Origin of the sequence: Spirosoma profusum (assembly GCF_014699005.1) — a bacterium.
Lineage (GTDB): Bacteria > Bacteroidota > Bacteroidia > Cytophagales > Spirosomataceae > Spirosoma > Spirosoma profusum.
This window is the reverse complement of sequence record NZ_JACWZY010000003.1, coordinates 63,644-89,061: the sequence shown is the minus strand read 5'-3', so window position 1 is coordinate 89,061 and position 25,418 is coordinate 63,644. Positions and strand designations below refer to the sequence as shown.

Sequence of the window (25,418 nt, the reverse complement as noted above, 5' to 3'; positions counted from 1 at the left end):
TAATTTCTGGGCTGAATGGCACCCTTTCTAGGACAAAACCAATGCTACGTTTAGTAAGCAGAGGTATTATGTTACTGCGCCCGAATGACTGAAATCAGTTTCTGAAGTTCTTTAAATCGCTTTTCGTCAGGAGTTGGCTTAGTGATGGGGAGCTTTTTGAGTTCGCTGATGACGATTTGCCCGACCAACAATCGCATATTTTTTTTGTCGTCGGCGGGGATAACGTACCAGGGCGCGTGGTCCGTAGCCGTTTCGTTGATGCAGTCTTCATAAGCTTTCTGGTAATCGTCAAAGAAATCGCGCTCTTTTACGTCGCCTTCCTCAAATTTCCAGTTCTTTTCGGGGTCCTCGATACGTTCAATGAGTCGCTCAGCCTGTTCTTCTTTCGATACGTGGAGGTAGAATTTAATGGTTGGAAATCCATTGTGATACAGGAATTTTTCCATCTCACAAATGGCTCTGTATCGCTGTTTAAAGAGCTTATCGAGGTCGTCGGTGGTTTTTTCGGGTAATCGCTGACTTTGCGTCAGAATTTCAGGGTGAACTTTCACGACGAGTACTTCTTCGTAATACGACCGGTTGAAAATACCAATGGTTCCTCGCTCAGGTAATTCGCGCCAGCTGCGCCACAGAAAATCGTGATCGAGCTCCTGTTCTGTAGGGCGCTTGAACGAGTATACCCGCACACCCGCCGGGTTCGTACCAGTAAAAACGTGCTGAATGGTACCATCCTTACCGGCTGCATCAAGCGCCTGAAAAACAGTCAACAGACCGTAACGATTGTTTGCATACATCCGCTCCTGCCACTTGTCGATTTCGGCCGCCTGCTGACGTAGTATGGCTTCGTAATGCTCATCATCTTCGTAGACATCGTCAATTTTGGTGGGCGTTTTTTTTAGTTTTAACGAATTCGTTCCATCGTAACGGAACTGGTCAATATTGATGTTCTTCACAGGCAAGGGCGTAAACTTTACGCAGCTTAGTTATGTTATCGGTTTGGACTTACAACCACAAACCTAAGGAATGGTTGCACGAATGCCTCGCTTCAAAACAACTATGTTGCTATTCTCTCTGTTACTGGGCATGAGTCTGGTCGGAGAAGCGCAAAACCAAACAAAAACCAAATCAGGTTCTATGACGACAAATCAATCGGCTCATCTGGAAAAAGCTACGTTCGGAACGGGCTGTTTCTGGTGTACGGAAGCCGTGTATGAATCGCTTGACGGCGTGGCATCGGCCGTATCGGGTTATGAAGGCGGTCAAAAAACTGACCCTACGTATAAAGAAGTCTGCACTGGCACAACGGGCCATGCCGAATGTGTAGAGGTAACCTACGATCCGTCTAAAATCACGTATGCTGAATTGCTGGAGGCTTTTTTCCGTAGCCACGACCCTACTACGTTAAATCGGCAGGGAAACGACGTGGGCACGCAGTATCGCTCAGTGATTTTCTACCACAATGATGAGCAGAAACAACTGGCTGAAACGGCGAAAGCTGAACTGAACAAATCGGGCGCTTACAGCAACTCAATCGTTACGCAGATTGCACCCGCTACTACGTTCTACGAAGCGGAAGATTATCACCAGAATTATTTTGCCAATAACCCCAACCAAGGGTATTGTGCTTTTGTGGTAGCGCCCAAACTGGATAAGTTCAGAAAGGTATTCAAAGAGAAATTGAAGCCTGAACTCAAGTCGGTAGCAAACCACTAAGAAAATACGCTAAGCCCCTGAAAATGGGGCTTTTTCATTGTTTATCATTACAGCTAGTAGCGGTTTGTTATTGGGTTATTTAGTAAGTTTTTGTCCCTCATCAGGAATACGCTTGAGATACAAGCGTATTCCTGATGAGGGACAAATGAAAGTCACCCTGCGCGAAAAGCCGATTGGCAGCGGGCGTAAAAGTCTTTACCTGGATTTTTACCCGCCTATCTCCCATCCTGAAACAGGCAAGCCCACCCACCGGGAGTTTCTAGGGCTGTATGTCTATGACAAACCTCGGCTCGATCTGGAGCGCAGGCACAACAAAGAAACCTGCCTTTTGGGTGAGAACATCTGCGCCAAGCGACAGCTATCGATTCAGAGCGGACACTATGGTTTTTTGAAAAAGACCGCTACGAATCTTGATTTTCTAGCCTTGTTCAAAACTCAGGTCCAGCAGGAAAAGCAGAAGCGTAGTCTGGGGAGCCGCAACAACTGGATGAGTGTTTACCAGCATCTGGAGCATTTCAGCGGAGGTAAACTACTGGCGGGCGATGTGACAGAAGATTTTTATAAGCAGTTTCGGCAATACCTCACGACCGCCAAGACGCTCAATACCAACCGAACTGTAAACACCGCCCTTTCGCATAACTCAGCAGCTGGCTACTTTACGGTTTGACGATTAATCATCCTGCCTATACGCAGAGTAGAGTCTAACCGATCGTTCACTCAGAAGTACCGATGATTAAGTTTCAATCGGACATAGCCGATTGGCAGCTTACGTTTGTCTAGCTCCCCATCGAGTATTTTAGACTCACTACCTGAGCCTTTACGTATGAAACTATCCTATCTGCTGTCATTCCTGATCCTGATGCCGACTGTACTGTTGGCTCAAAACTATGTGGTTAACACTGGCAACTCCTCTACGCCAGGATACGGAAATATACTGATCGGCCCTTCGGCGGGTAATCTAATGATGACAGGTGGCCATAATGTTATACTGGGCACTAATGCAGGTAGTACTAACAGCACAGGCGCCGATAATGTCATGCTCGGAGCCAGTGCAGGCTTTCGTAATACGACGGGTTCTGATAACTGCTTTATGGGCTATCAAGCGGGTTTCAGTAACACTACTGGTAGATACAATACCTTTATGGGTAGCGATGCAGGGAGTGATAATACAACAGGTGAATATAACACAATCTTAGGGTACAGATCAGGATTTAATAATACGACCGGATCGAACAACGTCTTCGTTGGTCAGCAAGCAGGCAAGGCTAACACTACCGGCATCGCCAACTTATTCATGGGCTCCTTTGCGGGCGCCAGCAGCAACGGCTCCTACAACCTGTTCATCGGCAACTCGTCGGGCCAGCAAACGACCTCAGGCGGAGGCAACACCTTCATCGGCAATGGCTCGGGCTATGGCAATACCACTGGGCAGAACAATACCTATATTGGCAATGGGGCTGGCTTCACCGGCAATGGGCCGGGTCAGAGCAACACCTTCATTGGCCAGAATGCAGGGGTGACATCGGGGGCCGTGGTGAATAATTCAACCGCCATCGGGGCGGGTGCTCAGGTATCGGCGGACAATTCGATTGTGTTGGGTGCTCCCAATCCACTGTGGAAAGTGGGCATCGGCAACACCGCCCCCAACAATAAACTGGAGATTACGCACGGCACGCCTGGCCAGTCGGGTTTACGCTTCACCAACCTGACCTCCATTTATCAGGCCAGCGTCACCAACCAGACTCGCTTTTTAACAGTCAACTCGGCTGGTGATGTTATTTTAGGGAGCATAAACGGCTCCACTCGGGAAGGAGTCAGTGAGACGCTCTGGCAACGCAAAGGCTCCTTTCTGCAAAGCACCCAGAACGATGCGGTCATTATTGGTGAAGGAATAAGTAAGACCCCAGCGGATTACAACCTGTTTGTCAGCAAGGGAATATTGACGGAGAAAGTCAAGGTAGCCATTAAGAATACTTCAGATTGGAGTGATAAGGTATTTGATGACTCGTATACACTCAAGACCCTGTCTGAGGTAGAAAAGTACATTCAGTCTAATAAACACCTGCCCGGCGTCCCCTCGGCGAAGGAGGTAGTTGAGAAGGGGGTTGATGTTGCCAAAATGGATGCCAAGTTGCTGGAGAAAATTGAAGAATTGACCCTGTACAGTATTGAGCAGGAAAAGACAATCAAGCTGCAGCAGGCCCAGATTGATGAGCTTAAAGCCCTCATGAGACAGGTTTTGGAGAAGAGGTAACAATAAAATTTATTCAAGGATTCAAGAGGTGTAACAAATCGTTACACCCCTTCTTTTTGGCTGTTCCTATTCAGAGAGACTTAATTTTCTTCATTTTTTACCTGCCAGAAGCCCTTTTGGGACAATCCTTATAGCCTTTGGGAGGATTTTTATAGCCCATAGCTAATACCTCACTTACTTTTAGGCACACGATCACGCACCCAATGCTCATATCACGCCCGTTCAATAAGGGCCACTCGGTCTAAGGCCTCTGGCGCTGCTGGTACTATACATTTGGTAGGTACTTACTTTTATCTGCTGTAAATCCTGACTATTGCATGAAAACACGTTTAACCAACAGTCTTCTCTTGGTGGGTTGGCTATGGATAGCCATCAGCCCCAATTCACTGGCACAGTGCCCGGCAACAGTCAATTCCATGTCCAGTCTTACCCTGTGCAACGGTGCAGTCAGCGGAGCCATTTCCTTCAGTGGCTCCGCTACTAATTACTCTTGGACAAATTCGAATCCTTCAATTGGAACGGGTTAAACTGGACATAGACAGTGAGCCAGGTGTGCTTCTGTTGCAGGTGAGTACCGCTGATCAACGGCAGGTGGTTCGGGTTGTCAAACCGTAAGACCTTTTTAATCAGATAGAATTGGCGTTTCAGTTCAACTAATCAAACTAGGCTTTTTAGTTTTCCATGCAACATATTTATAGCCAGATAAGCAACTTCACTTTTGCTTGTCTCTCCTCTTTGTTCATCCTTTTTGGCAATGCTACTCAGATTTATGCCCAAGCTCAGGTCGAAACAGCTCGACAATACATAGCCGCTAACATTCAGCGCCAGAAGCTGGCTCCTGCTGATATTGATGGCTTAACCCTGTCTAGTGCTTATCTGTCACCAACTACTGGCTGGTATCATATCTATTTCAATCAGACGTATCAGAATGTTGAGGTTTACAACCGGATGATGAACGTAGTCCTATCGAATGATCAGGTAGCCTACATGAATCATAACTTCATCTCCAGTATTGAGAGGTTTGCGGAAACTGGCGCTAAATTATATACCATTACGCCCCTGACAGCCCTACAAAAAGCCATGGCCGATGTAGGTATAAAGACAACCAACCTGGCTCCAATTCAGGAACTAAGCGCCACTAAACTTATCGATGGCACCTTAAGTCGGGTGGTGTACTTTCTGCCCGAATTATCCAGCGAAAAGATCGACGTGAAGCTCTACTGGCTGCCGGTGGAGAAAATCAGCAAAGAAGAGTCCAGAGTGGCGAAACTGGCTTTGAGCTGGGATGTGCGCTTTCGGACTAAGGATGGCAAGAACAGTTGGAATATTCACATCGATGCTACGTCTGGAGAGGTGCTTCAGAAGGTGGATGACGTGATCCACTGTAGCTTTGGTACACCTAATCACTTGCAGGCTCCGCATGCGTGCAAAGGCGCGAGTCAGACCAGCGATGTCCAGTATTTTGGGCTCAAAAAAGCATCCAACGCGTTTACACCCAATGGTTATACGGTGTTTGATTATCCGGTAGAGAGTCCTTCGTTTGGATCACGTACTGAATCAGTTAACCCCTATACGAAGTTTGCCCCAAGTGGAACGGGGCCTGGCCTCACCAATGGCTGGCACAACGATGGAGTGACCAGTTATTCCATCACGAGGGGCAATAATGTGTGGGCTCAGGAAGATGTCAATCGTGATAACGAAACAGGGGCAAGTCCTTCGTCAGCTACACTTGACTTCAATTACCCCTATACCGCTGGCCCCAATACCGCAGCGGGTAACCAGAATGCGGCCATCACCAATCTGTTTTACTGGAACAACCTGATCCATGATGTTTTGTGGAAGTATGGCTTTGATGAGCCGAGTGGCAACTTCCAGACCAACAACATGGGACGTGGAGGAATAGGTAACGATTTTGTGTATGCTGATGCACAGGATGGCGGTGGAAGCAACAACGCTACCTTCGACACACAACCAGATGGTGTCAATGGCCGTATGCAGATGTTTCTATGGACGTCGGCTAATCAGCCGGATGGCGACTTCGACAATGGGATTATCTCCCACGAGTATGGTCATGGCTGGTCGATTCGTTTAGCGGGGGGACCCGCTACTACGTCCTGCCTGAATAATACTGAGCAGGGTGGAGAAGGCTGGAGTGATTACCTGGCCCTGATGCTGACCACCAACTGGGGTTCCCTGAGCCCTACACTGGCCAGTGCCAATATTCCCCGAGGTATTGGTACGTATGCGATTGGGGAACCAACGACCGGACTTGGCATTCGTCCCTACCACTATTCCTATGACATGACCAATGTCAACGGAGCCGTTACGTATGGAAAAGTAAACGATGCCCATGCAACGACGTTCCCCCGGCCTCACGGTATTGGTTCCATCTGGGCAACCATGCTCTGGGACATGACCTGGGCAATTATCATGCAGGATAATTATATCGAACCCAATATTTATACTACTCCCAGCAGTGTATCGGCTATGAGGGGTAACGTAGCGGCTCTGAAGCTGGTCAATGAAGGGTTACGGTTGCAGCCTTGTAGTCCGAGTTTTGTGCAGGCCCGGGATGCGATTTTGCAGGCGGATCGAATGCTGTTTGGAGGGCGGTATCAGTGTGCGATAGGACAGGCATTTGCCCGTCGTGGGTTAGGCGGCAATGCGTCTACGGGTGCTTCTTCGAATGATCGTGTCGTTACGGAAGACTTTAGCCCCATCAATGGGTTTGGACTCACATCGTCAATCACAGCGACGAGCTGTTCAGGGACTTTATTTAGCTATACGGCTACGTCAAACTCCACCGCTACGTCATCTTTTCGGTGGAATCGGCCAGTAGTAGCCGGGATCAGTAATCCGGGCGCAACAGCCGACGTAGCGCTTATTAACGAAACGCTGGTGAACACGACGACTTCCCCCATTACCGTTCCATATTCGTTCACCGTTTCTACTTCTTCAGCCCCCTGCAGTGGTTCGCCCGCATCTGATACGCAAGTGATTAATGTGGTCGTTAATCCGGCGCTAACCCCGACCGTTGGCTCCTATTCAATTTGCCAAAATGCATCGGTTCCGGCTGGCGAAGGGCTTGTGGCGCCTACAATTATGGTCAATACATTTAGCGGTGAACTAACAAGCGGTTCACCGACGTATGTACGTAATGCTGACGGAGATAACAGGACGGTTTATACATCCGGTGGAAGAACGGTATACTACCAGTCGTTCTCCTTTACCGCTCCTACCAGTGGTACGCAAACCTTTGAAATTATTTCCTCTAGCTTAATTGATGAAGATCCCTTTTTATCGCTCTACCAAACAGCCTTCGATCCGGCTAGCCCCGCCACAAACTTTTTGCATAGTGATGACGACAGTGGCGAGGGGAGATTTTCCAGATTTACCCATAATCTTACTGCTGGCACAACCTATATCGTTGTAGTAGCCAGCTTTGAAACGGGTATAACCGGAGGGTTTACGTTCCGACTAAGTCTGCCAATCTTTCTAAATTCACCCAATTGGTATGCTACGTCTTCGGGTGGATCGCCCATAACCAGTGGTAACGTTTTTAATCCGGTAGGGCATGCTGGCTCTGACATTCCCAACACAGCAACGCCTGGCACCACTGTTTTCTATGTGTCCACCCCTAGTTTAGATGCATGCCGCACCGCCACTACGTTCACGATCCTGAATAATGCAGCGCCAACTCCTTCAGGCAACACAACGATAATAGCGGGGAACACGGTTTCACTCACGGCCACCGGCTGTTCGGACGCCGGATCGGTTCTGAGATGGTATCAAACCAGTAATAACGTAGAGGTGAGCATGCCGGTTTCGCCTACCATTACAACCCAATACTACGTTCGCTGCCAGCAGGGTCCAGGTGCAGGAGGGTGTTTGAGTGCGCCCAGTGCGAACGTAACGGTAACGGTAACAGCAGCCATTACTCAACAACCGCCCAGTAGTAGCGCGGTTTGCGTAGGGGCGACGGTCACGGCTAGCGTTTCGGTGAGTGGCACTAATCCCACCTACCAGTGGTATAAAGACGGGACTTCGTTAGGCGTTGCTCAGCAAAGTGCCACCCTTACATTGCCCAACGTAACAACGGCTCAGGCGGGCAGCTATTCTGTGGTGATCACCAGTAACGCGAGCTCGGTCACGTCTACCGTCTTTAGTCTCACCGTCAATGCGCTCCCTACCGCCAGCCTCATGGCCAGTGGCACCCTTACCTGCGCGCAGACCAGCGTTACGTTAACAGCAGGAGGAGGCTCCAGTTTCGTTTTCAGTGGTCCGGGAGTAGTAGGCCAGAATGCTACGTCCGGAACTGCCCTGGTAAATGCCTCAGGCACCTACTCGGTGACCGTCACTACATCAGGAGGATGCACCAGCAGTACTACGGTGGCTGTGGGACAAAATACCAGCTCGCCCCTGGTGAGTATCTCACCATCGAGCACTACGTTAACGTGTACTACGTCCTCGGTGAGCTTATCGGCAATAGGCAGTGGTACGTACCGATGGAATACGGGGGTCATCACGCCAATCATTAGCGTCACCACTGCTGATACGTATTCGGTTACCTTAACTGGTATAAATGGATGCACCAGCACTGCCAGCTCAACCATCAGTCAGGATCAGAATGCACCTTCTCTCAGTATCAGTCCCGCCAGTGCTACGTTAAACTGCGCTAGTCGGGTGGGTAGTCTTTCAGCTATAGGGGCTGGGTCAGTACGTTGGAATACAGGTGCCACTACGTCCAGTATATCGGTGAGTGTGGCCGGGACGTACTCCGTTACGTTAACAGGGGGTAATGGATGTTCTACCACAGCCAGTGCCAGTGTGAGTTACCAGAACTGTGGGCCTACTTTGGTGACTGTCATTCCACCCCAATCGGCTACCATAGGCGATATGTTCACTTATACCATTCCGGCCACAACCTTTACCGATCCTGAAACCCCCAACAGCCTTACCCTGGTGGTGAGTGGACTACCAGCTGGTTTGAGCTTCGTTTCGCCCAACACCATTACGGGTACGCCTTCTACAACAGTAGGCTCACCCTTTAGTGTGACGGTAACGGCTATAGACCCCGGAGGCTTGTCGGCCAGTACCAGCTTTAGTCTGACGGTGCAGCCCCGCAGCTTTGCCATCACTGGGGTGACCATGCTGGACTGTAATCACATCAGCTATTACGAGCGACGCATCAACTTCACGGTCAGTTTTGAAGCCACCAATGGCCAACCCATTAGTCTCTCGGCGGTCAATGAGGCCAGGACTGTCGCCATCCATGAGCCCTATCAGTTGAACCTGTTCACCGACAATCCGGTGATTGTCTTCAAGGCTCGTCAGCAGGGTACTCCTGGTGAAGCTACTTTTAGCTATAACTGGCTGGCTTTTTGTGCCAACGGCAATCCCAGGGTAGAAAATGCAATCCCTCCTCAGTCAGCGACGGTAGGCCAGGCGTTTAGCTATACTATCCCGGCCACTACGTTCACCGATGCCGAGACAGCGAGTAGTCTTACACTTTCGGTGGTGGGTCTACCAGCGGGATTAAGTTTTGTGGCCCCAGCTACCATCGCCGGTATCGTGTCGGCTTCGGCCAGTGCGTTCTATAGTGTGACGGTGACGGCTAGCGATCCGGCAGGTGGGTCGGTCTCGACGATTCTACCCTTGGGTGTAGTGAGTCCAGGTGGCTGCGGGAGTATGTTCACCCTGAAAGCAGGTGACTGGAATGACCCTGCCGTTTGGTCGTGTGGGCGTTTGCCCTTGCTCACCGATGCAGTAACGCTCAATCATGCCGTGAGCTTGCCGTCTACTTATCAGGGTCAGGCACTGCGGGTGATTTATAATGCAACAGGACGGTTGATCTTTGGCTCAATTAGTCGGCTAAGGCTGGGCGGGAATTAATCCCTAAGATATGTGTACTGTAGAGACACAAAGTGAAACCTATTCTTTGAAGCCCTACAGTACACAGCCAACCTATACTGGCTCATGAAACCTTAGCTCAATGCTAACACCGATACCAGTGCCTGCTTTAATTATGAAATCAACACCCCACTTAAAGCCCCACCTCCCCGATAGTCAGCCCCAGGTAAGCTGGCTGCTTGCCGAAGGCAATTATACCCATCTATATTTTCACAACGGCAGTCAGTACCTGTCGGCTATCACCCTATGTAAAGTCTGCCAACGCCATCTCTATCTTCTGCGGCTAAGCAAGCAACTAGAGGTTGACCCTATCCTGATCGTAGGCTGGCAGCGGCCCGCTGCTAAACAGCTGGTGGTGCTTTTGGAAGGCTGTGGAAGTTAGACAGCTATTGCGCCAGCTTCAAGTCTATTAGCTTCGGGGTTATATACGTGATTATCCCACTTGAGCTTTATAACGCGGTTTAATGCGTTATGGGCTCAACCCTGGAAGTCGTAAAGTATTAACCAGATCGCGTCTCTGCGAGGCTATTTTTGCGTCTATGTAGTACCTTGTAAGATAGCTTGATGAAGACTCAGGCAGTTGTGAACAACTGCTAGTAGTGGCCTTTCCTGTTCTTCTTGTTGAGTGATGCCTGAATAAGGACCCAAGCTTTACGCTTTAGCTCCTGGTGCAGTTCTTTGTCTTTAGGAACAAAAGTCGTGCTGCGATCACTCGTAGTGAATTCCCAGTAGTTACTATCGGAGGTGTCGGGAATGGCGGTGTAAGTTGGTTCGTTCATTGTCCAAAGGTACGGGTTATTTTACTGGTCAGCTTATACTATATTTTACTATAATATTCGGCGACTTCGCACCCGTTCTCTTTTATGGAGATCGCCGGTAGGTGTTGAGGGAGTGTGATTTACGAATTTATGGACAATGCTTTCTCAGTTCGTTTCTGAGCCGCCAGCTTTTTCTGGCGATCCACCTTAATAGGATTACCAAAAAGGTAAAACCACTTCTGTCGCCAACTTTTGGCAATTTTCACATCTTCTAGTATAGCACGCACCTACCTCGTGGAAATTGATTACTAGCGGATTAGCCTTTTGATCAATATTCGTTGTCAAGCCGTAAATGGGTGGCTCCTCTTCCGGCTGATAGGTACCAAACAGACGGTCCCAAAAAATGAACGTAGCACCAAAGTTTTAATCAATGTACTTGGGTTGGGAGCCATAATGGACCCGGTGGTTGGATGGGGTGGTAAAGACAAACTCAATCCAGGCTGGTAATCGGCGGATATTTTCGGTGTGCACCCAGAACTGAAACAGAACCGCCAGTTGATTAGTCGTAAAAAAATGATTGGATGAAAGCCCAGCAAAGCTACCGGCAGAAAAAAAATTACCTTTAGATTCTGTATCCAGCTCAGGCGGAAAGAAACTGTCAGATTGTAGTGTTGCACCACACGAGTCGCTCACCAAAAACGGGACTCATGGGATATCCGGTGAGCCCAGTAGCTACACAAATCCAAAAGTAAGTAACAGGGAAGCAGGCTCCACCAGGAAAAGTGCAGCCAAGAGGCTAATGGCCATGCTTAATTGAAAAGAACATTGACCACCTGAGCCCGCTAGCCTATCGCCTGGTCAACCTGGAAGTGATACCCTCATTAGCGGTATAGAGGAACATGACGTTTTCCAGATCGATCAGAACAGGATAGCTGTTCGGGGCAGCCTTGTTTTTAATCACCGTTGAATAGAAACAGGGCCACTTGATCAGTACTCGGATAAAACAAATTTCACTTGTCCCTAGGCCCTCCAGCCTCCTCAGGAAATAAGCTTTGCAGATAGCCCTTCGCCTCCTCATAGGCCCGTACCATATGCCTATAAAAGAAAATTCGATTACGGTCCACAAAAAAGGCTAATTCATCTTCATGATCACAGGTAAAAAACAAGCCATTGGCGAAGTAGCCTACCCCCGCTCCATAAAAGTGATTGATGTGAGGGGTAATAATTTTCTCCTCCTTTGAGCTAGCCATTTCTGCGTTTTTATCGAAGTCATGGACGGATTGACTCATGTTGTGAATCAGACTGGTTATGTCTTCGATTCGGCCGTTAGTACCCACCTCATCCAAAAACTCAATCCGTTTACCGGTCAGCTCAGACTGATGGAGCAATTCATTTTCCAGCCGGATCAGTTCGATAAACAGCGATTGGGTTAAGGTGGAGAAACTTGCCTGCCGTTTAAAACAGGCATTGTGGAGGTATTGCTCGATTTTGTTCAGGTTTGAACTTAACTGACTTTTCGTCCAAAGTTGGATTGAAGGGTTCATCTTACTGGGCATGTTGGCTATGGTTAACTAAGTAAATAGCCTAGCCTGTAGTAGATCAACTCATTTGAGTGACAAACGCTTTTTTATAATTCCAACCCTAGCAGCGGACAAACTAGAACATTACTCAGTGTAATCTGTTATCTACTCGCACAGAATCAAATAGAATCAAAAAAATGCCCCCTTGAGGCAGTTTTTTTTGCTTAAGACAAACGATGATGGCCGCCCTTGTGAGCGCAAGCAATTATGCATCTTAAAATAAAATATTTATACTTTTTTAATATTTCTCATTAAAGAATAACAGGCAATTTAGAATTTATATAAAGATACTATGTTGGGGCATTAAACTATAGGCTGTAAATTCATATCAAGCTAAAACATTAATTGTCAGATTATTGTAACTATTTCCACAAACTCCTTGTTTCCTATATATCCTACCTCTAATGGAGGATATTGTTATGAAATTACAGTTAAGCACTTTTGTATTATTTTTAGTAGCAGCCGCTTTAGATTCGACACCCTCTTTAGCTCAAACTAATAGCATTCAGCCACAAAGTGAACTAGAAGCTAGCCGGGAGGCCAACCAGTTAAGTGAAGAAGTACGAAGAAGTGAACTTCACACCAGCGAGGTGCAGAAAGGTAAAAATCACTCTGCAGATGCCATGCATTGGAATTTTATTAGCGTAAGCCAGCCCATAGCTGCTGATAATAAGAAATCATCAGCCCAAAAAGAGTTATCTGCTACCAAAACTAGTGCTTATGAGCAAGTCAATAAGTCAGTTAAGGCCGAAGAGAAACCTATTTATAACTGATTGTAGGGAACAACTGTTAGAGACATCGTAGAGTGGTTTCTCTCATATACTCAATCCCGTTAATTAGCCACATCTTGCCAGGTGTGGCTTTTTCTATGTCCAAATATAAGGATAATAACTGCACTAGAGCAATATCTAATAATAGTCTATATTGCTCTGTATGTATTTATACTTATATTTGACTAAAGCAATATACAACTATGGCAGACAGTGAAGTAAAAGCCCGGACATTTCGTTTCCCTAAGACCACCAGTGATCAAATAAAAGAGATTGGGACGCTCTTGAGCAAGAATGATACTGAAGTAATTATAAGGGCGGTAGAGTATCTATATGATAACCGTAAAGCGGTGCAGAGAGCGATTTCCAGAATCGTATAAAAGGGCTCAAATAAGAAATTATCATTGAGATAGGATATGCTAAGCTAGCGCATACCCTTTTATGAAATATTTATATTGCTACATATTGCTTCATATGTATAAACCTAATATACTTGCTTAACAATAAGGAGAAATATAAGAAAGCCGTATAGTACCAGCAATGTTGCCCGGTCGAACTAAGCCCCCTTTAACACAGTAAACTCCCTCACAATCGCCCTAGGAAAGCACGTGAGGGGCCCAAGTATCAACCATTTTAATTTTCATTAAAACGATGACCGCACAAAGTTACGGGGAAGGGGTAGACCATGCACCCACCCAGCACAAATGGCTCAAACACCGAGCCCAACGGCGAAACCACGCCACATACGGCAACCTTGGCCGATCAGCCAACAGAGGAGACACCCCAGGAACAGGAGCGCCTTGTGCCCGACGTACCCAGCCCTAAAAATCCACACACTACACTGGATCCAGAGCTGGGGCTCGACGGTCAATTCATCAGCGTTAATCTGCCGGGATTCTTCACCCGGTCATTCAGCAAGCCAGAACACTACGCCGGTTTACAAAAAGCGATACGGGATGTTTTCAGAGCTTACGATGATGCAACCCTGTTTCTCCAGCGTGACGTTAAAGTTGATGCCGCCTACAGAGCACTGGAAATTTGCCATTCTAAAATGATTGAGTGGGGAGTCGAAAAGCAATGGGACCACTTCCCGATCAATCCGTAGTAGAGCCAGCAGATATTGAGCTAAACGCTTTTCAGCCCGAAGCCTACGAGGTGTATATGCACAATCCGCTTAACTATACGGAGGTGGAGCACCTACAGCAGTGGGTACGCACACTTTAGAATATGTCACTGCTTCAAACGAAGGTTATTAATAACTACCAGCGTTAGGAAAGTATACAGGAGCGGCTTATTAAGGAACTTCAGGAGTCGGCTACGCTTAAAGATACCCTCATCGACCGACAAAATAGGATCATCAGTAAATTGGAGGATCTGTCTAAACACATCAACCTTCCAACTCCCGGCGGGGTTGACCGGGTAGTGCCTGACCGAAAGCGGATAACACGACTACCCTCTACCTCGGCATAAACGCCCTACGTGACAGCTCGGAATTTGACTTAGTAACCGACGCTCTGCGATCTGCCAGAGACGAAAAATTAAAGGATGCATTAAAGAGGATTTGTAATGACGAAACCGACGAGGCTCCCTGTGATTTCGAGGAGTACGAGACACTTAAAAAAGTGCTGGACTTTCTTTCGGGTCAGGTGAGCGAGTTGGGCGATACCAACTATCGGGCTGATTTGCGCTCCCGAAGCCCGGACTCTTACGTCCGATGGTATATAGGGGCTTAAGACCGGATCCGTGAAAAGCAGGAGAAATTTATAAACGCTTACTCAGTTAGGTCTGACGAGGAGGCAGATGAGTCGAGCGAGGCTGAAGATGCCGAACAAATACCTGCCGAAACCGAAGCAGCTTATTTAAAAGGGCTGGATGATGTAGATCGTGATTTGATGTTGCAGTTCAAGAGGATTGCCCTTGAGAAGCGCCCTACTCTTACGCCGGAAGAACTGGGAAAGGACATGCTGCATATGCGTAAGAGCGTAATCAAAGACCTGCCAGCCGAAGAATCAACCGCTGAGGAGCCAGCCAATGAATAACAATCGGCATATATGCGCGCGCCCGCTGTAGTGATACCGCTATTTCTGGTTTCACTACTTTCTAAATCAACTCTCACAACTCAAAATCAATTATAGCAATGGAAGCAATCAGTAGCCGTAAACAGGCAATACGGCTCGTACTGGAGTGGATTAAAGCAAACCTGCCATTAAACGAAACCGTCAACTTTACGCGGTGATTCGGTATGTAAGGCAACCAACACAACGCCCGCAATTGTTAGCCGCGTCCTGTTGATGTTAATCAATCGGATAATCTCAAATACAAACAGTATCGAACTCGCCTGGAGCCTATCGGCTGGTAAAAGACATTTCGGCTATCACTACACCCCAGATGGATGTATGGATTAAGGAATACCAGCAGCATAAAGATCAGGCGCGACGGGCTTTCGGGCGTTAGCGAGGGTAGGACACAGTTAGAAGTTGAGCAGGAGCAGCCTATCTCAACTCCCCAACTCCAGCAAAACGGCTACCGTCTGGTAAGTTCTTACAAAACTCCGAAGGCAACCGAAGTGCCGGCAGACGAAACTGAAAACCTCACTCCTGGCCAGCGGCTGCTAAAAGAGGCTCAGGCATTGCTGGAGGAGGAAAACCGCAAAAAGTCAGAGGAGGAGGAACGCCAGCGCAAAGCTCAACAGGAGCCAGTTGCAGCCCCTCAGAGCACCGAGCCTGCATCATCACTGGTAGAACAGCGGGTAAATACGCTTTTAGGTTTCTTTACCCGGACCTATCAGGCACTCGACCTTGCGCTGGTTGATGCTGAGCCCACTACAGAGGAGCCAGCGGCACCCACTACACGCGGTTTGTTGATTCGCATGGTCAACAGTTACGCAGCCGCCGAGCGCCAGACTGAGCACGAAATCTGGAAGTATCTGTATGGACAATTCGACCTTCGCAACGGCTTCAACGTATACGCTCATGCGCCCGGCAAAGGTGAGCGCAATTACCTGACCATCATTGGGAAGACGGGCATATTGAAACCCTGTACAACTTCGCAAAAAAGCTGTTTGTGCTGCCTGAGTTAAAGTAGTGGGAGATTGAGTAATCCGGTTCCTTTGCAATCCTTCGGGTCTGTATTTGGCGCCGGATTTTATATATTTAGGTAGGTATATAATTACCAATAGTGCTAGTTAAAAGGTAATTGATTTGATGACTAATAATGGTCTATCCGCCATCGAGTTAAGATAAATGGCTAGCGTGTGAGCTGTCAATTTATGGATGAGTCGACTCATTAACCCCCAAGCTGATTTAGCCCGGGTGTATGGCAGGTTGAACTGCTCACTAAGTTGAGCATTGGTCGTCTCAATCAATTGGCGAAAACGAGATAGATACGCCTTTTCAAGGGCTGTATTGGGAGACTGATTCGATTTGCTCGACACGATTAACTGATAGTCCAGGGGATGGCAAAGGCGTTTAGCCAAGCCTGTATACCCCTAGTCAGCCCCCACAACAATGTTGGCTCGATAGGACTCCAGTAATTCGGAGGCAACTGTTACATCATGATGACTCCCTGGGGCTAGTACGAAGTGGGTAATAATGCCTTCGGGGTGACCATCAGATGGAGTCGAAACCCATAAAAAATCAGTTTTTTAGCCGCACAATAGCCGTAGAGTGAATCGTGAGGGATGCCAAACTCAGCGGCAAACTGATGAGTTCGTCCAGGGCGGGTATAGCCACAAACCGGCACCGGTAGGCTGTCCATCAGGTGCCATTGTTGCTAATGAACATCCAGATGCAGCAGGAGCAGTTGGCGAATCAGGTTGGTGAGTTTGAATAGACTCTTGCTGCGCTGATGATAGCGGGAAGGTTCAATAAGCTTGGGGAACAGGGGTTTGTAATTGCGTTTGACAAATCTATACCAAGCAGTTTCCGAGTCGATGACCATCTGATTGACTAAAGTTAGAGTGATGACCTCACTGTCAGAAAACGTAGGCTTAGTGCCGCTACGGTCTACAAAATGAGCGACTTGCTGGTAGAATTCATCGATGTAGAAAAAGATTACCGTCAATATATCGTCTAATTTACCTTCTTGGAGTGTAAGTTTGAGTGACTCGTTCATGGGGTATCTTGTTTTTGGTTTGGCGAACATGAGCTACCCCTTTCGGGCCTGTTTCACAATTAGCACTATTAGTAAATCCTTACTTATATAGCCAAGGAGTACGCTTACTTACAAATCGATTCCTGACACTTCGGATAGCGATTACTGGAGGCAAAATCCCTACGACTGCAACACCGCACGCGCTTGTTTGTACCCAGAGATAAGGACCTGCATAAACAACTGTTACAAAAAGCCTGGGCGGAAAGTCGGAAGCGAGTTGACAAGGGCAGCCGCGATCTAAGGTATAACTATCCCCTACGGGCACTCTCCCCACAGTGAACGAATAAGCCTACTTAGGCGTATTTGTACGACAATTTATGTACTAGTTTAATGGTACATCTGTGTAATCAATGTTGCTTACATCGGGCAGGGGTTGGGAGTTTCACTACCCTTCGTGTACGGAGTTTTGCGTACCTGGGTGTAAAGAATATGGGCAGTGAGGTATGTAACGATTCGTTACACCCTTTAGCGTAGAAACGCACCGTTTGCTGAAAGCAGGATTTTACGTTCAAGCGTTCACCTACCGGCACTCTGTCTATAACAATCAATAAACTTTGTTATCTGTACGGAACTTTGCGTACCAACATCTAGGATTACGATAAAAATAGTATATCCATGTCCTATAGTGCCCGTACGTAGAATGCCACTTATGGTGGCATTTAGTACCATGCTATGCGCTAACGGCCGCGCGGGTGTACTAAGTCAAAAATGACCTGTTCGCTGAAAGGGGGTGGTTCGGAGTCCATAACGCGGGGGTTAATTATGTGTCAGGATCACATTTAAACTCTCACAGTCCAAAGTGGGGTTATTTTAGTAAATGGACATAGAATTACTCTAAGGAAACCCAACGCCCATCTGTCTTGATTATCAGTAACTTACAAAAAGGAGCGTTTTCGCGAGATCGTTGTATAGGCAACCTATTTATTCAATATGCCCACCTGCTTAGGGGCAAAAAGTCCACAGCAATATGTAAAAGCAGCTTTTACATTTCGTTTACCTTCTTTTACAGGTCATTAACAGACGACAAGATAGAAACTTTTAGATTTGTTGAAATCCTTGAAAACAAAAAAGGAGATAAAAGAACTGTGTTCGTGTGTACTGCTCCAATTTTGCTACGCGAGATTCTTGGTGCTTTCTGTGACAATTTTAAATTTAACATTTGAGATAAATGACCATTTCGACCAAACCATCCACGAAAAACCAACGCCTTTTTCTGATTCTTTCCTTTCTAATAGTTGTATTTCACGTCCACGCGGATGATCTGGACGATTTTATTCGGAGCCAAATGCAGAAGCGTGGTATTCCCGGTTTGTCCCTAGCTATCATTCAGGACGGAAAAATCTTGAAGGCTCAGTCATATGGATTTATTGATAAGGATGGAAAGGTGCCTGTCACGACGAACACCTTGTTTCAGGCAGGCTCGGTTAGTAAATCGGTTGCGGCTATGGGCGCTCTGTATCTTGTTGAACATAACAAACTTCTTCTGGATGAGAGTGTTAACGTAAAACTTAAAAGTTGGAAAGTTCCTGATAATGAATTTACAAATGACAAAAAGGTTACACTGCGCGGGATACTCAGTCATACTACCGGTCTTACAGTGCACGGATTCCCGGGATACCCTGTGGGCGCGAAGATCCCTTCGATAGTTCAGATTCTGGATGGGACAGCCCCAGCCAATACACCACCGGTTCGCGTAGACTTTGTTCCGGGCTCTCGCTGGAGGTATTCAGGTGGCGGTTATACCGTCATGCAACAACTGATGGTGGATGTAACTGGCGCTGTTTTTCCGGAATTCATGAAAAATAAGGTGCTTTCGCCACTTGGCATGAAAAACAGTACCTACCAACAACCTTTACCTCCAGAACTGGCAAAATTGACGGCAACCGGTCACTACAACAATCGAAGTTTAGTGGAGGGTCGCTGGCACATTTATCCTGAGATGGCAGCAGCGGGATTGTGGACTACGCCGTCCGATCTAGCTCGATTCGCGATTAGTATTCAGAATGCTTATGCTGGAAAATCAGGAAGTGTATTATCCCAGTCCATAACCCGCCAAATGTTGACAGATCAGAAAAACAGGGATGGACTTGGCGTTTTTTTGCAGGGTGACAGTTCTACGCTCCGCTTCGGTCACACTGGGCGCGACGAGGGTTTTGATGCGTTACTTACCGCTAGTGTGGACAAAGGACAAGGCATTGTGATCATGATCAATGCGACTGATAACTCGCATATGATGGGTAGGATTGTTGATTTTATCGCTGACTATTACCACTGGGATGGATTTCTTGTAAAGACCGCTAAACCGGCCGCGGTAGATGTGGATTCCAAAACGTTAACGGCTTTCGAAGGTCGATATGAATTAGCAAATAATCGAATTGTCACTTTTGACGCTGATAATCAGCGACTTTTTACAATAGAAGATGGTTTTGTTGATGAAGAATTTGTGCCCGTCGCTACTAATAAGTTTACATCTACTGACCGCAATGTTTCTGTAACCTTCATTCCCGACGCTAATGGAAATGTGACTGGCTTCAGGCTTCAAGACAATGATCAAAGGTATGAGCGAACCATACCACGTATTGGGCCGCTTGCCGATGCCCATAAAACCAATGCCGATCCTGATCCGTCACGCACACCTAAAATCATGGCTGCTTTGCAGGCTATGGTAAAAGGGGGTAAACTATTAGAAGAAGCATCAGGCCTCACTTTGGGAGCCAAACGTGATTTTGCAGGAGGAATGCGAGATCCGGGAACGTTGAAATCATTAACTTTTATTCATTCAGAAAACGTCGCAGGCCGGGGAATTCAACGCCATGAAAGCGACGTAAGCGAAATAGTAACTTACCAATTGAAGTCCAATCAGCCGGACACCTATATACTCGTCCATCTGACCTCCGACGGCTTGGTTACGGATTGCGATCTCGTTGAAAAATAATAGCTATTTGAAGCGAATTATGCAGGTACTTCGTTGCCGGCGAAAACGGCAAAGATATTTTTTAAGCTATCTCTTTTGTAGGTCGTTTATAGCCGTGCAGTGTATAATTCTTAATGTACTTCTGACGTACATTCAAACTATGCAGCCTCTCTGCGCTGAAGCAGTCGCATTACCTGAGTAGTCTGGAACTGGCAAAAAAGCGCTATTTTGAATCCTGAACTGTTGAGGTGCGAGACTATCTCGGAATAGTTGCTACTTGCTTTATGCATCATGTACCCGAACCCGACCGCATGTAGCTTTTTCAGCCGAGCATTACAATCATGTGCGCAGGCTGAATTAAGGCGAAAGAACTCTAAGGATACACGAAACGCTGGCTCTATTGTGGCTGGCGTTTTTTGTTATTCGGTCAGTTCATGTGCCATTTACTCATTCACTACTGATGAATATGAGGTATTTATGTACATTTGTTAAGATGCACCCGACTCTTCTTACCAATCGTTTATGCTATGAAATCAAGTCTTCCTTTGCTCTTAGCAGCCGCCCTTGCTTTACCTGTACGGGCTCAGCAAACCCAAAGTATTTACTACACCTCATCTACTAGTGCTGACGGCAAGTCCAATATAACCCTGGCCCCTATACGGGCACAAGCGGTGGCTCGAAGACGGTCACCTTGGGCGCTTTTGCCGGGCAATACAATACGGCTACCGGTAACGTGTTTGTGGGATATGGAGCGGGAACGCTAACCACCTCGGAGGAAACAATGCTTTCCTTGGCTATATGGCAGGTTATAACAATACTACCGCTTCTAGTAACAGCTTTGTGGGTTATCAGGCGGGTTACACCAATACAGCTGCCTTTCTGGGCAATCAGGCTGGTTACCTTAACACAACCGGTTCCTACAATGCTTTCATAGACGATCGTGCTGGATTATCTAAGCTCGCTTTAGCTGTTTGAAAAATGCTTATAGCCGTTTCCTGGATGGATAGGACACGTTGGTGATTTATTTTTGAACATCTGCTCTAGAATGAGGGTATTCAAAAATTTAGCAAGTACGTATTTAGGCCTATACAAGCCAATTTAGGGCATTCTCGAAAGGTTAAAGTCAAGCTGAGAGACTGTCTGAAAACCATATTGAGATAGAAAAAGGCATCCAATAAAAAGGGAATTTTGTAGCGACCAAACTCCAAAATATCTCCTCTAGGATGCCTACCTGCAAAACTAAACATAAAACCGCCAAGAAGTACCCCCACGAATTGAGCAATCAGCAATGGAAACAGTTGAAAAAGCTCGTGCCTCAACCTAAAAAACAAGCCCAGGGGCCAGGGCGAAATCCGCTGGATTTGCGCCAAGTCATCAATGCCATCTTGTATGTGATGCGGAGTGGGTGTTCGTGGGCGGTGCTACCCAATGATTATCCCAACTACAAGAGTGTCTACCATTACTACAATTCGTGGAGCAAAGCAGGCTATTGGCAAGAGATTCATGTTAAACTAGTTACCAAAGTGCATAAGAAAACGGGGCGTAAGAAACGGCCAACCGCTTCAGCCATTGACTCCCAGAGTATTAAGACCACCCAGATCGGTGGAGAAGAAGGTGGTTTCGACGCAGGCAAACTAGTCAAGGGGCATAAACGATTCATTCTGGTAAATACCTTAGGGTTATTATTGGCCGTCAAAGTAGTGGCCGCCAGTGTCTCACAAAAAGCAGGAGCCAAATTGTTGATTGAGAAAATTTGGGCTAATTGTTTGCTCAAAGAATTATGCGGGAAGTTAGAGCTAGTCTGGGTCGATGCGGGTTATAGTGGTGATGATCTCTACGATTGGATCGCTACTTTAACGGGCTGGCTGTGGGAAGTTGTTAAGCGGAGCGATTCCAAGCACAAATTCGTCTTACTACCTCGTCGTTGGGTAGTTGAGCGGAGCTTTTCCTGGCTAAGCTTCCATCGTCGTTTATTAAAAGATTACGAAAAATTGACTCGTAATAGCGAGTCCACCTTGTACATATCCATGTTACCCATGATGCTCAGAAGGCTCAATTAACCATTTTCAAATAGTTTCTAATGAAAATGGTGCTTTCAATACCTTTATAGGCAGTGGAGCTGGTTACAATACCTCAACCGGCACGAATAATACCTTCCTGGGTTCTGGAGCTGGGGAAAACAATACCACGGGCAGTAACAATATTTTGATTGGCCCTCAATCGGACACGGTGATTACCACCGGCAGCAATAACGTGATGGTTGGAGCCAATGCCCAGACCACCGGTGGTAGTATCCAAAATGCGGTTGCCATTGGCGCCAATGGCAAAGTTGCCTTGAATAACGCTATTGTATTGGGTGATCTCACCAATACCAGTATCGCCTTTGGCATCGGCACAGATTCTCCTCAATTCCCCCTGGATGTACGAGGTACAATTAACCTGCGCAACAATGGCAAGATCAAATTCGCGCACTTGAGTAATCCCATCCACAACGGCACTAAAGACCAGTTCTTAACCGTCAACGAACAAGGTGAAACCGTACTGGCTAAGCATCGCTTGCGGATTGATAACGTGACTCAGTGGAGTGATAAAGTTTTTACAAAAGGATACGTACTCAGTCCACTAGCTGATGTTGAAAATCATATCCAGCAATATGGTCATTTACCCAACGTTGCTTCAGCCGAACACCTTTCTTGTCTCCCAATTTTCATGGGACTGGTCTGGTGGAGAGTTTTAATTCAAATGACTCGGATAAGTCGTAAACGTATCATCCTGCTAGTAATCGATTAGCCACATCAGAAAGCGCAGGTCGTTTTGCGTGATGATGGAAGTCGCATAGCCGTCAAAATGGAATGTACCTACCTCCACGTTTAGCCAGCCGATGACACCTTTATAATGGTAGGCTTGCAGGCGGTTAGGAACTGACTCGAAGCCAAGCTCAAGTAGTAGGTCGTGTGTGATCATACCTCGGCGCCTACAAATGGTTGCCACTTACCGTTCCATTGTCTAAACCAGATGCCGTCTGGCTTGAATCGCCAGAAACCCGGCTCCCGTACCTTTTGCTCGGGCTGAATAACCGTCCAGCAATCCCCTTCGGGCAGGTGGATTATTTCGTGTATACATTCCGCTTCAACAACATGGGTGGTATCTGCTTTTCGCTCAATGTCCTCGAAGCTCCACTGACCATCAGGCGCATGGAAATAAACCCGTTCGGTATAGCTACCCTTAAGAATGTGTGTTCGGAAGCGAAAGGGGTGATCATGCGGGCCTCCTTTGTCTGGCCCTTTAAAATGATGGATAACAAGATGTAAGCTGCTGTTTTTGCTTTTAAAGTCGAGTAGGTGTTTGGTGAACTCACGACTCATAATCTCTTTTCTATATTTCATCTGTCTGTCGTAACATGGCTAGGGTGCTTACCTTAAACTCACTGTGGTTAATTGGTGCATACCTAGGCATTTTTCGGCATAAGTTCGTAGTTATTCTGGATTAATGCCTGATTACACGGCTCAATCACTGTGTTTCCGTTATTTTCTAAAAACGCGCACTCGATTACCCTACAAAACCTACAAAGGGTCAATCCGCTATAGGAAGAAAAATACTTTTTTCCACTTTCATCAATTTCACCACTGTGGCTTACTTCTGCTTCAGGAGTTGATTAACCAACCGTTCTAACTCTGCCTGCTTTTGTTTTACAGCCTGCAATTCCTGCTGTTGAGCATGATTGACATGCTTTTGTTCCTGATTCGCTTTCTCCAGCTGAATGCTATACAAGGTCAATTCCTCCACTTTTTCCAGCAACGTAGCATTCATCTTGACTAGATCGATACCTTGTTTTACCACCTCATCCGCCGAGGGAACACCGGGTTAAGGGCCGTGTTGGGCTACATAAGTAGCTACAGCTGGTAGTGAACGTAGCTGGTAGGTAGGCGCAAAGACTTTATCACTCCATTCGCTGGGGCTGTTGATACGAAGTTGATTGCGGGCCAGTACTGTTTCGCCTTGCTCATTGACGGTCAGAAATTGATCGGTTGTTCCCTGGCGTATGGAGTTAGTAAGGTGCGCAAACTTGATCCGACCGTTATTCCGTAGGTTAATCGTGCCGCGAACGTCAAGCGGGAATTGGGGGGCATTGGTCCCAATACCGACAGCAATGTTGGTATTGTTGGGGTCGCCCAGTACAATGGCGTTGTTTAAGGCAACGGTGGCATTCGCGCCAATGGCTACCGAGTTCTGGATAGCCCCACTAGTGGGTTGGGTGTTGGCCCCCAGCATGAGGTTATTACTTCCCGTTGTTATACTTGTACCCGAGGAGGGGCCTACTACCACGTTGCCTGCGCCAGTAGTATTGTTTAAGCCCGCCTGATAACCAATGAACACATTGTTGCTGGCAGTCGTATTGTTGTAACCAGCTTGAGCCCCCACAAATACATTTGCCGTGGCAGTTGTGTTCTGAAAGCCCGCAGCATAACCCACAAAGGCGTTGTTGCCACCACTCGTATTATAAGCGCCCGCGTAATACCCCAGAAAGGAATTCTGTTCCCCGGTGGTATTGAAGTTGCCCGCATTAGAGCCCATAAACGAATTATACCTTCCCGTGGTATTACTGTATCCCGCGTAAGGCCCCATAAAGGAATTATGCACCCCAAAGGAATTAGTGTAACCCGCATAATAGCCTAGGAAGGCATTATAACTCCCACTGGTGGTTAGTAGACCTGCGGCATAGCCCACAAATATATTGGCCATACCGCTATTGCTTTGTCCAGCAAAGGCCCCCAAGGTGACGGTATGAGTCCCCCCAACCGTACCCGCATAGGGGCCCAGGGTTATGTTGGACTTGCCGTCAGCACTGGTCGAGGCGGTGTAGTAAATACTTTGGGTTTGCTGAGCCAAGGCAGGATAAACTAATACACATGCCCAAATAAGTAGAAGAGTTGGTTTCATAAATTCAGCGATTTAGTCTTTACCAAATCAAGCTGATAAGCAGTACATTTTTATTTCGCTTTTACTTTTCGGTATAATCATCAGGCAATAAAAAAAGCTCCTAAGAGTGGCGGGCAACTATGTAGGATGTGTAAGAAATGTAAGCTCAAAAACATCTTTTTTATTTTTTTACCTAGAAATCGTGGCTATTTCAATTATCTTCTATACAGAGAATATACTTTGCGTCTTTTGACCTCTATTTGTACCCTAGTAGTAGTTACAATTTATAACTCATTGATTTTTAGACATATAAAATAAATCTTCAATTTCTCTTTAAAATTGAAACCTGAACTCAAGTCGGTAGCAAATCACTAAGAAAATACGCTAAGCCCATGAAAACGGGGCTTTTTTATTGGTTTTGATTGCAGATGGCCCGATTTATAGGCT

24 protein-coding genes are annotated in these 25,418 nt (G+C 46.9%); 14 read left to right on the top strand and 10 right to left on the bottom strand.

The window, feature by feature from the left end; translation table 11 throughout:
- Positions 1-71 precede the first annotated feature (71 nt).
- A complete protein-coding gene (locus IC229_RS05080) occupies positions 72-953 on the bottom strand; it encodes a PPK2 family polyphosphate kinase (protein WP_190885857.1) in 882 nt (293 codons plus the stop codon).
- 181 nt (positions 954-1,134) lie between these two features.
- Between IC229_RS05080 and msrA the strand changes: the two genes are divergently transcribed.
- The 6 genes from msrA to IC229_RS05050 all read left to right on the top strand — a co-directional run bounded on the left by msrA (position 1,135) and on the right by IC229_RS05050 (position 10,259).
- Positions 1,135-1,713 carry a peptide-methionine (S)-S-oxide reductase MsrA gene (msrA, locus tag IC229_RS05075; protein ID WP_190886102.1) on the top strand — a complete coding sequence of 193 codons (579 nt, stop codon included), beginning with the start codon at positions 1,135-1,137 and terminating at the stop codon, positions 1,711-1,713.
- 145 nt (positions 1,714-1,858) lie between these two features.
- A complete protein-coding gene (locus IC229_RS05070; protein WP_190885856.1) occupies positions 1,859-2,380 on the top strand; it encodes a phage integrase SAM-like domain-containing protein in 522 nt (173 codons plus the stop codon).
- Positions 2,381-2,536: 156 nt separating this feature from the next.
- Complete coding sequence (locus tag IC229_RS05065) at positions 2,537-3,967, top strand: autotransporter outer membrane beta-barrel domain-containing protein (RefSeq protein WP_190885855.1); 1,431 nt, start codon at positions 2,537-2,539, stop codon at positions 3,965-3,967.
- 317 nt (positions 3,968-4,284) lie between these two features.
- Positions 4,285-4,494: a hypothetical protein gene (locus IC229_RS05060; protein WP_190885854.1), complete on the top strand. Its 210-nt coding sequence runs from the start codon at positions 4,285-4,287 to the stop codon at positions 4,492-4,494.
- A 208-nt stretch (positions 4,495-4,702) separates the two neighbouring features.
- Positions 4,703-9,859, top strand: a complete 5,157-nt coding sequence (locus tag IC229_RS05055) for a M36 family metallopeptidase (protein WP_223833867.1) — start codon at positions 4,703-4,705, stop codon at positions 9,857-9,859.
- Between the two features lie 133 nt (positions 9,860-9,992).
- Positions 9,993-10,259 (top strand): hypothetical protein, encoded by a 267-nt coding sequence (locus tag IC229_RS05050; RefSeq protein WP_190885852.1) that lies wholly within the window; start codon positions 9,993-9,995, stop codon positions 10,257-10,259.
- A gap of 211 nt (positions 10,260-10,470) precedes the next feature.
- Here the strand turns inward: IC229_RS05050 and IC229_RS05045 are convergent, their stop codons facing one another.
- Both IC229_RS05045 and IC229_RS05040 read right to left on the bottom strand, forming a co-directional pair.
- Positions 10,471-10,656 carry a hypothetical protein gene (locus IC229_RS05045; RefSeq protein ID WP_190885851.1) on the bottom strand — a complete coding sequence of 62 codons (186 nt, stop codon included), beginning with the start codon at positions 10,654-10,656 and terminating at the stop codon, positions 10,471-10,473.
- Positions 10,657-11,645: 989 nt separating this feature from the next.
- Positions 11,646-12,179: a hypothetical protein gene (locus IC229_RS05040; protein WP_190885850.1), complete on the bottom strand. Its 534-nt coding sequence runs from the start codon at positions 12,177-12,179 to the stop codon at positions 11,646-11,648.
- Positions 12,180-12,619: 440 nt separating this feature from the next.
- Here IC229_RS05040 and IC229_RS05035 point away from each other — a divergent pair, with 440 nt between their 5' ends.
- The 4 genes from IC229_RS05035 to IC229_RS05020 all read left to right on the top strand — a co-directional run bounded on the left by IC229_RS05035 (position 12,620) and on the right by IC229_RS05020 (position 16,064).
- Positions 12,620-12,988, top strand: a complete 369-nt coding sequence (locus IC229_RS05035) for a hypothetical protein (protein WP_190885849.1) — start codon at positions 12,620-12,622, stop codon at positions 12,986-12,988.
- A 682-nt stretch (positions 12,989-13,670) separates the two neighbouring features.
- The gene (locus IC229_RS05030) at positions 13,671-14,090 is read left to right on the top strand and encodes a hypothetical protein (protein WP_190885848.1); all 420 of its coding nucleotides are present in this window, start codon (positions 13,671-13,673) and stop codon (positions 14,088-14,090) included.
- Positions 14,063-14,209: a hypothetical protein gene (locus tag IC229_RS05025; protein WP_190885847.1), complete on the top strand. Its 147-nt coding sequence runs from the start codon at positions 14,063-14,065 to the stop codon at positions 14,207-14,209. The genes IC229_RS05030 and IC229_RS05025 overlap by 28 nt, the downstream gene beginning before the upstream one ends.
- 1,168 nt (positions 14,210-15,377) lie before the next feature.
- Complete coding sequence (locus tag IC229_RS05020) at positions 15,378-16,064, top strand: hypothetical protein (RefSeq protein ID WP_190885846.1); 687 nt, start codon at positions 15,378-15,380, stop codon at positions 16,062-16,064.
- Between the two features lie 105 nt (positions 16,065-16,169).
- Here the strand turns inward: IC229_RS05020 and IC229_RS05015 are convergent, their stop codons facing one another.
- From IC229_RS05015 to IC229_RS05005, 3 genes are all read right to left on the bottom strand, one after another.
- A complete protein-coding gene (locus tag IC229_RS05015; protein WP_190885845.1) occupies positions 16,170-16,460 on the bottom strand; it encodes a hypothetical protein in 291 nt (96 codons plus the stop codon).
- A gap of 95 nt (positions 16,461-16,555) precedes the next feature.
- Positions 16,556-16,741 carry a hypothetical protein gene (locus IC229_RS05010; RefSeq protein WP_190885844.1) on the bottom strand — a complete coding sequence of 62 codons (186 nt, stop codon included), beginning with the start codon at positions 16,739-16,741 and terminating at the stop codon, positions 16,556-16,558.
- A 15-nt stretch (positions 16,742-16,756) separates the two neighbouring features.
- Entirely contained in the window at positions 16,757-17,098 is a 342-nt protein-coding gene (locus IC229_RS05005) for a hypothetical protein (protein ID WP_190885843.1), read from the bottom strand.
- 1,207 nt (positions 17,099-18,305) lie between these two features.
- Between IC229_RS05005 and IC229_RS05000 the strand changes: the two genes are divergently transcribed.
- The 4 genes from IC229_RS05000 (at position 18,306) to IC229_RS04985 (ending at position 22,841) form a co-directional block, all read left to right on the top strand.
- Positions 18,306-20,072: a serine hydrolase gene (locus IC229_RS05000; RefSeq protein WP_190885842.1), complete on the top strand. Its 1,767-nt coding sequence runs from the start codon at positions 18,306-18,308 to the stop codon at positions 20,070-20,072.
- Positions 20,073-20,849: 777 nt separating this feature from the next.
- Positions 20,850-21,026 carry a hypothetical protein gene (locus IC229_RS04995; RefSeq protein ID WP_190885841.1) on the top strand — a complete coding sequence of 59 codons (177 nt, stop codon included), beginning with the start codon at positions 20,850-20,852 and terminating at the stop codon, positions 21,024-21,026.
- A 248-nt stretch (positions 21,027-21,274) separates the two neighbouring features.
- Positions 21,275-22,111, top strand: a complete 837-nt coding sequence (locus tag IC229_RS04990) for an IS5 family transposase (RefSeq protein ID WP_190885840.1) — start codon at positions 21,275-21,277, stop codon at positions 22,109-22,111.
- A gap of 145 nt (positions 22,112-22,256) precedes the next feature.
- Positions 22,257-22,841 (top strand): hypothetical protein, encoded by a 585-nt coding sequence (locus tag IC229_RS04985; RefSeq protein WP_190885839.1) that lies wholly within the window; start codon positions 22,257-22,259, stop codon positions 22,839-22,841.
- On the opposite strand, the gene IC229_RS04980 is transcribed toward IC229_RS04985, so the two are convergent.
- From IC229_RS04980 to IC229_RS04965, 4 genes are all read right to left on the bottom strand, one after another.
- The gene (locus IC229_RS04980; RefSeq protein WP_190885838.1) at positions 22,827-23,015 is read right to left on the bottom strand and encodes a hypothetical protein; all 189 of its coding nucleotides are present in this window, start codon (positions 23,013-23,015) and stop codon (positions 22,827-22,829) included. The genes IC229_RS04985 and IC229_RS04980 overlap by 15 nt on opposite strands.
- Positions 23,012-23,437: a hypothetical protein gene (locus tag IC229_RS04975; protein ID WP_190885837.1), complete on the bottom strand. Its 426-nt coding sequence runs from the start codon at positions 23,435-23,437 to the stop codon at positions 23,012-23,014. Before IC229_RS04975 ends, IC229_RS04980 begins: the two co-directional genes overlap by 4 nt.
- 247 nt (positions 23,438-23,684) lie before the next feature.
- On the bottom strand, positions 23,685-23,861 hold the full coding sequence (locus tag IC229_RS04970; protein ID WP_190885836.1) for a hypothetical protein: 177 nt from the start codon (positions 23,859-23,861) through the stop codon (positions 23,685-23,687).
- Positions 23,862-23,915: 54 nt separating this feature from the next.
- On the bottom strand, positions 23,916-24,992 hold the full coding sequence (locus tag IC229_RS04965; RefSeq protein WP_190885835.1) for a hypothetical protein: 1,077 nt from the start codon (positions 24,990-24,992) through the stop codon (positions 23,916-23,918).
- Positions 24,993-25,418 lie beyond the last annotated feature (426 nt).

Bases quoted from the DNA above. Each gene is read 5' to 3' on its own strand.
- msrA (WP_190886102.1), top strand. From the start codon at position 1,135: ATGACGACAAATCAATCGGCTCATCTGGAAAAAGCTACGTTCGGAACG.
- IC229_RS05070 (WP_190885856.1), top strand. From the start codon at position 1,859: ATGAAAGTCACCCTGCGCGAAAAGCCGATTGGCAGCGGGCGTAAAAGT.
- IC229_RS05065 (WP_190885855.1), top strand. From the start codon at position 2,537: ATGAAACTATCCTATCTGCTGTCATTCCTGATCCTGATGCCGACTGTA.
- IC229_RS05060 (WP_190885854.1), top strand. From the start codon at position 4,285: ATGAAAACACGTTTAACCAACAGTCTTCTCTTGGTGGGTTGGCTATGG.
- IC229_RS05050 (WP_190885852.1), top strand. From the start codon at position 9,993: ATGAAATCAACACCCCACTTAAAGCCCCACCTCCCCGATAGTCAGCCC.
- IC229_RS05045 (WP_190885851.1), bottom strand. From the start codon at position 10,656: ATGAACGAACCAACTTACACCGCCATTCCCGACACCTCCGATAGTAAC.
- IC229_RS05040 (WP_190885850.1), bottom strand. From the start codon at position 12,179: ATGAACCCTTCAATCCAACTTTGGACGAAAAGTCAGTTAAGTTCAAAC.
- IC229_RS05035 (WP_190885849.1), top strand. From the start codon at position 12,620: ATGGAGGATATTGTTATGAAATTACAGTTAAGCACTTTTGTATTATTT.
- IC229_RS05030 (WP_190885848.1), top strand. From the start codon at position 13,671: ATGCACCCACCCAGCACAAATGGCTCAAACACCGAGCCCAACGGCGAA.
- IC229_RS05025 (WP_190885847.1), top strand. From the start codon at position 14,063: ATGGGACCACTTCCCGATCAATCCGTAGTAGAGCCAGCAGATATTGAG.
- IC229_RS05020 (WP_190885846.1), top strand. From the start codon at position 15,378: ATGTATGGATTAAGGAATACCAGCAGCATAAAGATCAGGCGCGACGGG.
- IC229_RS05010 (WP_190885844.1), bottom strand. From the start codon at position 16,741: ATGGACAGCCTACCGGTGCCGGTTTGTGGCTATACCCGCCCTGGACGA.
- IC229_RS05005 (WP_190885843.1), bottom strand. From the start codon at position 17,098: ATGAACGAGTCACTCAAACTTACACTCCAAGAAGGTAAATTAGACGAT.
- IC229_RS05000 (WP_190885842.1), top strand. From the start codon at position 18,306: ATGACCATTTCGACCAAACCATCCACGAAAAACCAACGCCTTTTTCTG.
- IC229_RS04995 (WP_190885841.1), top strand. From the start codon at position 20,850: ATGGCAGGTTATAACAATACTACCGCTTCTAGTAACAGCTTTGTGGGT.
- IC229_RS04990 (WP_190885840.1), top strand. From the start codon at position 21,275: ATGCCTACCTGCAAAACTAAACATAAAACCGCCAAGAAGTACCCCCAC.
- IC229_RS04980 (WP_190885838.1), bottom strand. From the start codon at position 23,015: ATGATCACACACGACCTACTACTTGAGCTTGGCTTCGAGTCAGTTCCT.
- IC229_RS04975 (WP_190885837.1), bottom strand. From the start codon at position 23,437: ATGAAATATAGAAAAGAGATTATGAGTCGTGAGTTCACCAAACACCTA.
- IC229_RS04970 (WP_190885836.1), bottom strand. From the start codon at position 23,861: ATGAATGCTACGTTGCTGGAAAAAGTGGAGGAATTGACCTTGTATAGC.
- IC229_RS04965 (WP_190885835.1), bottom strand. From the start codon at position 24,992: ATGAAACCAACTCTTCTACTTATTTGGGCATGTGTATTAGTTTATCCT.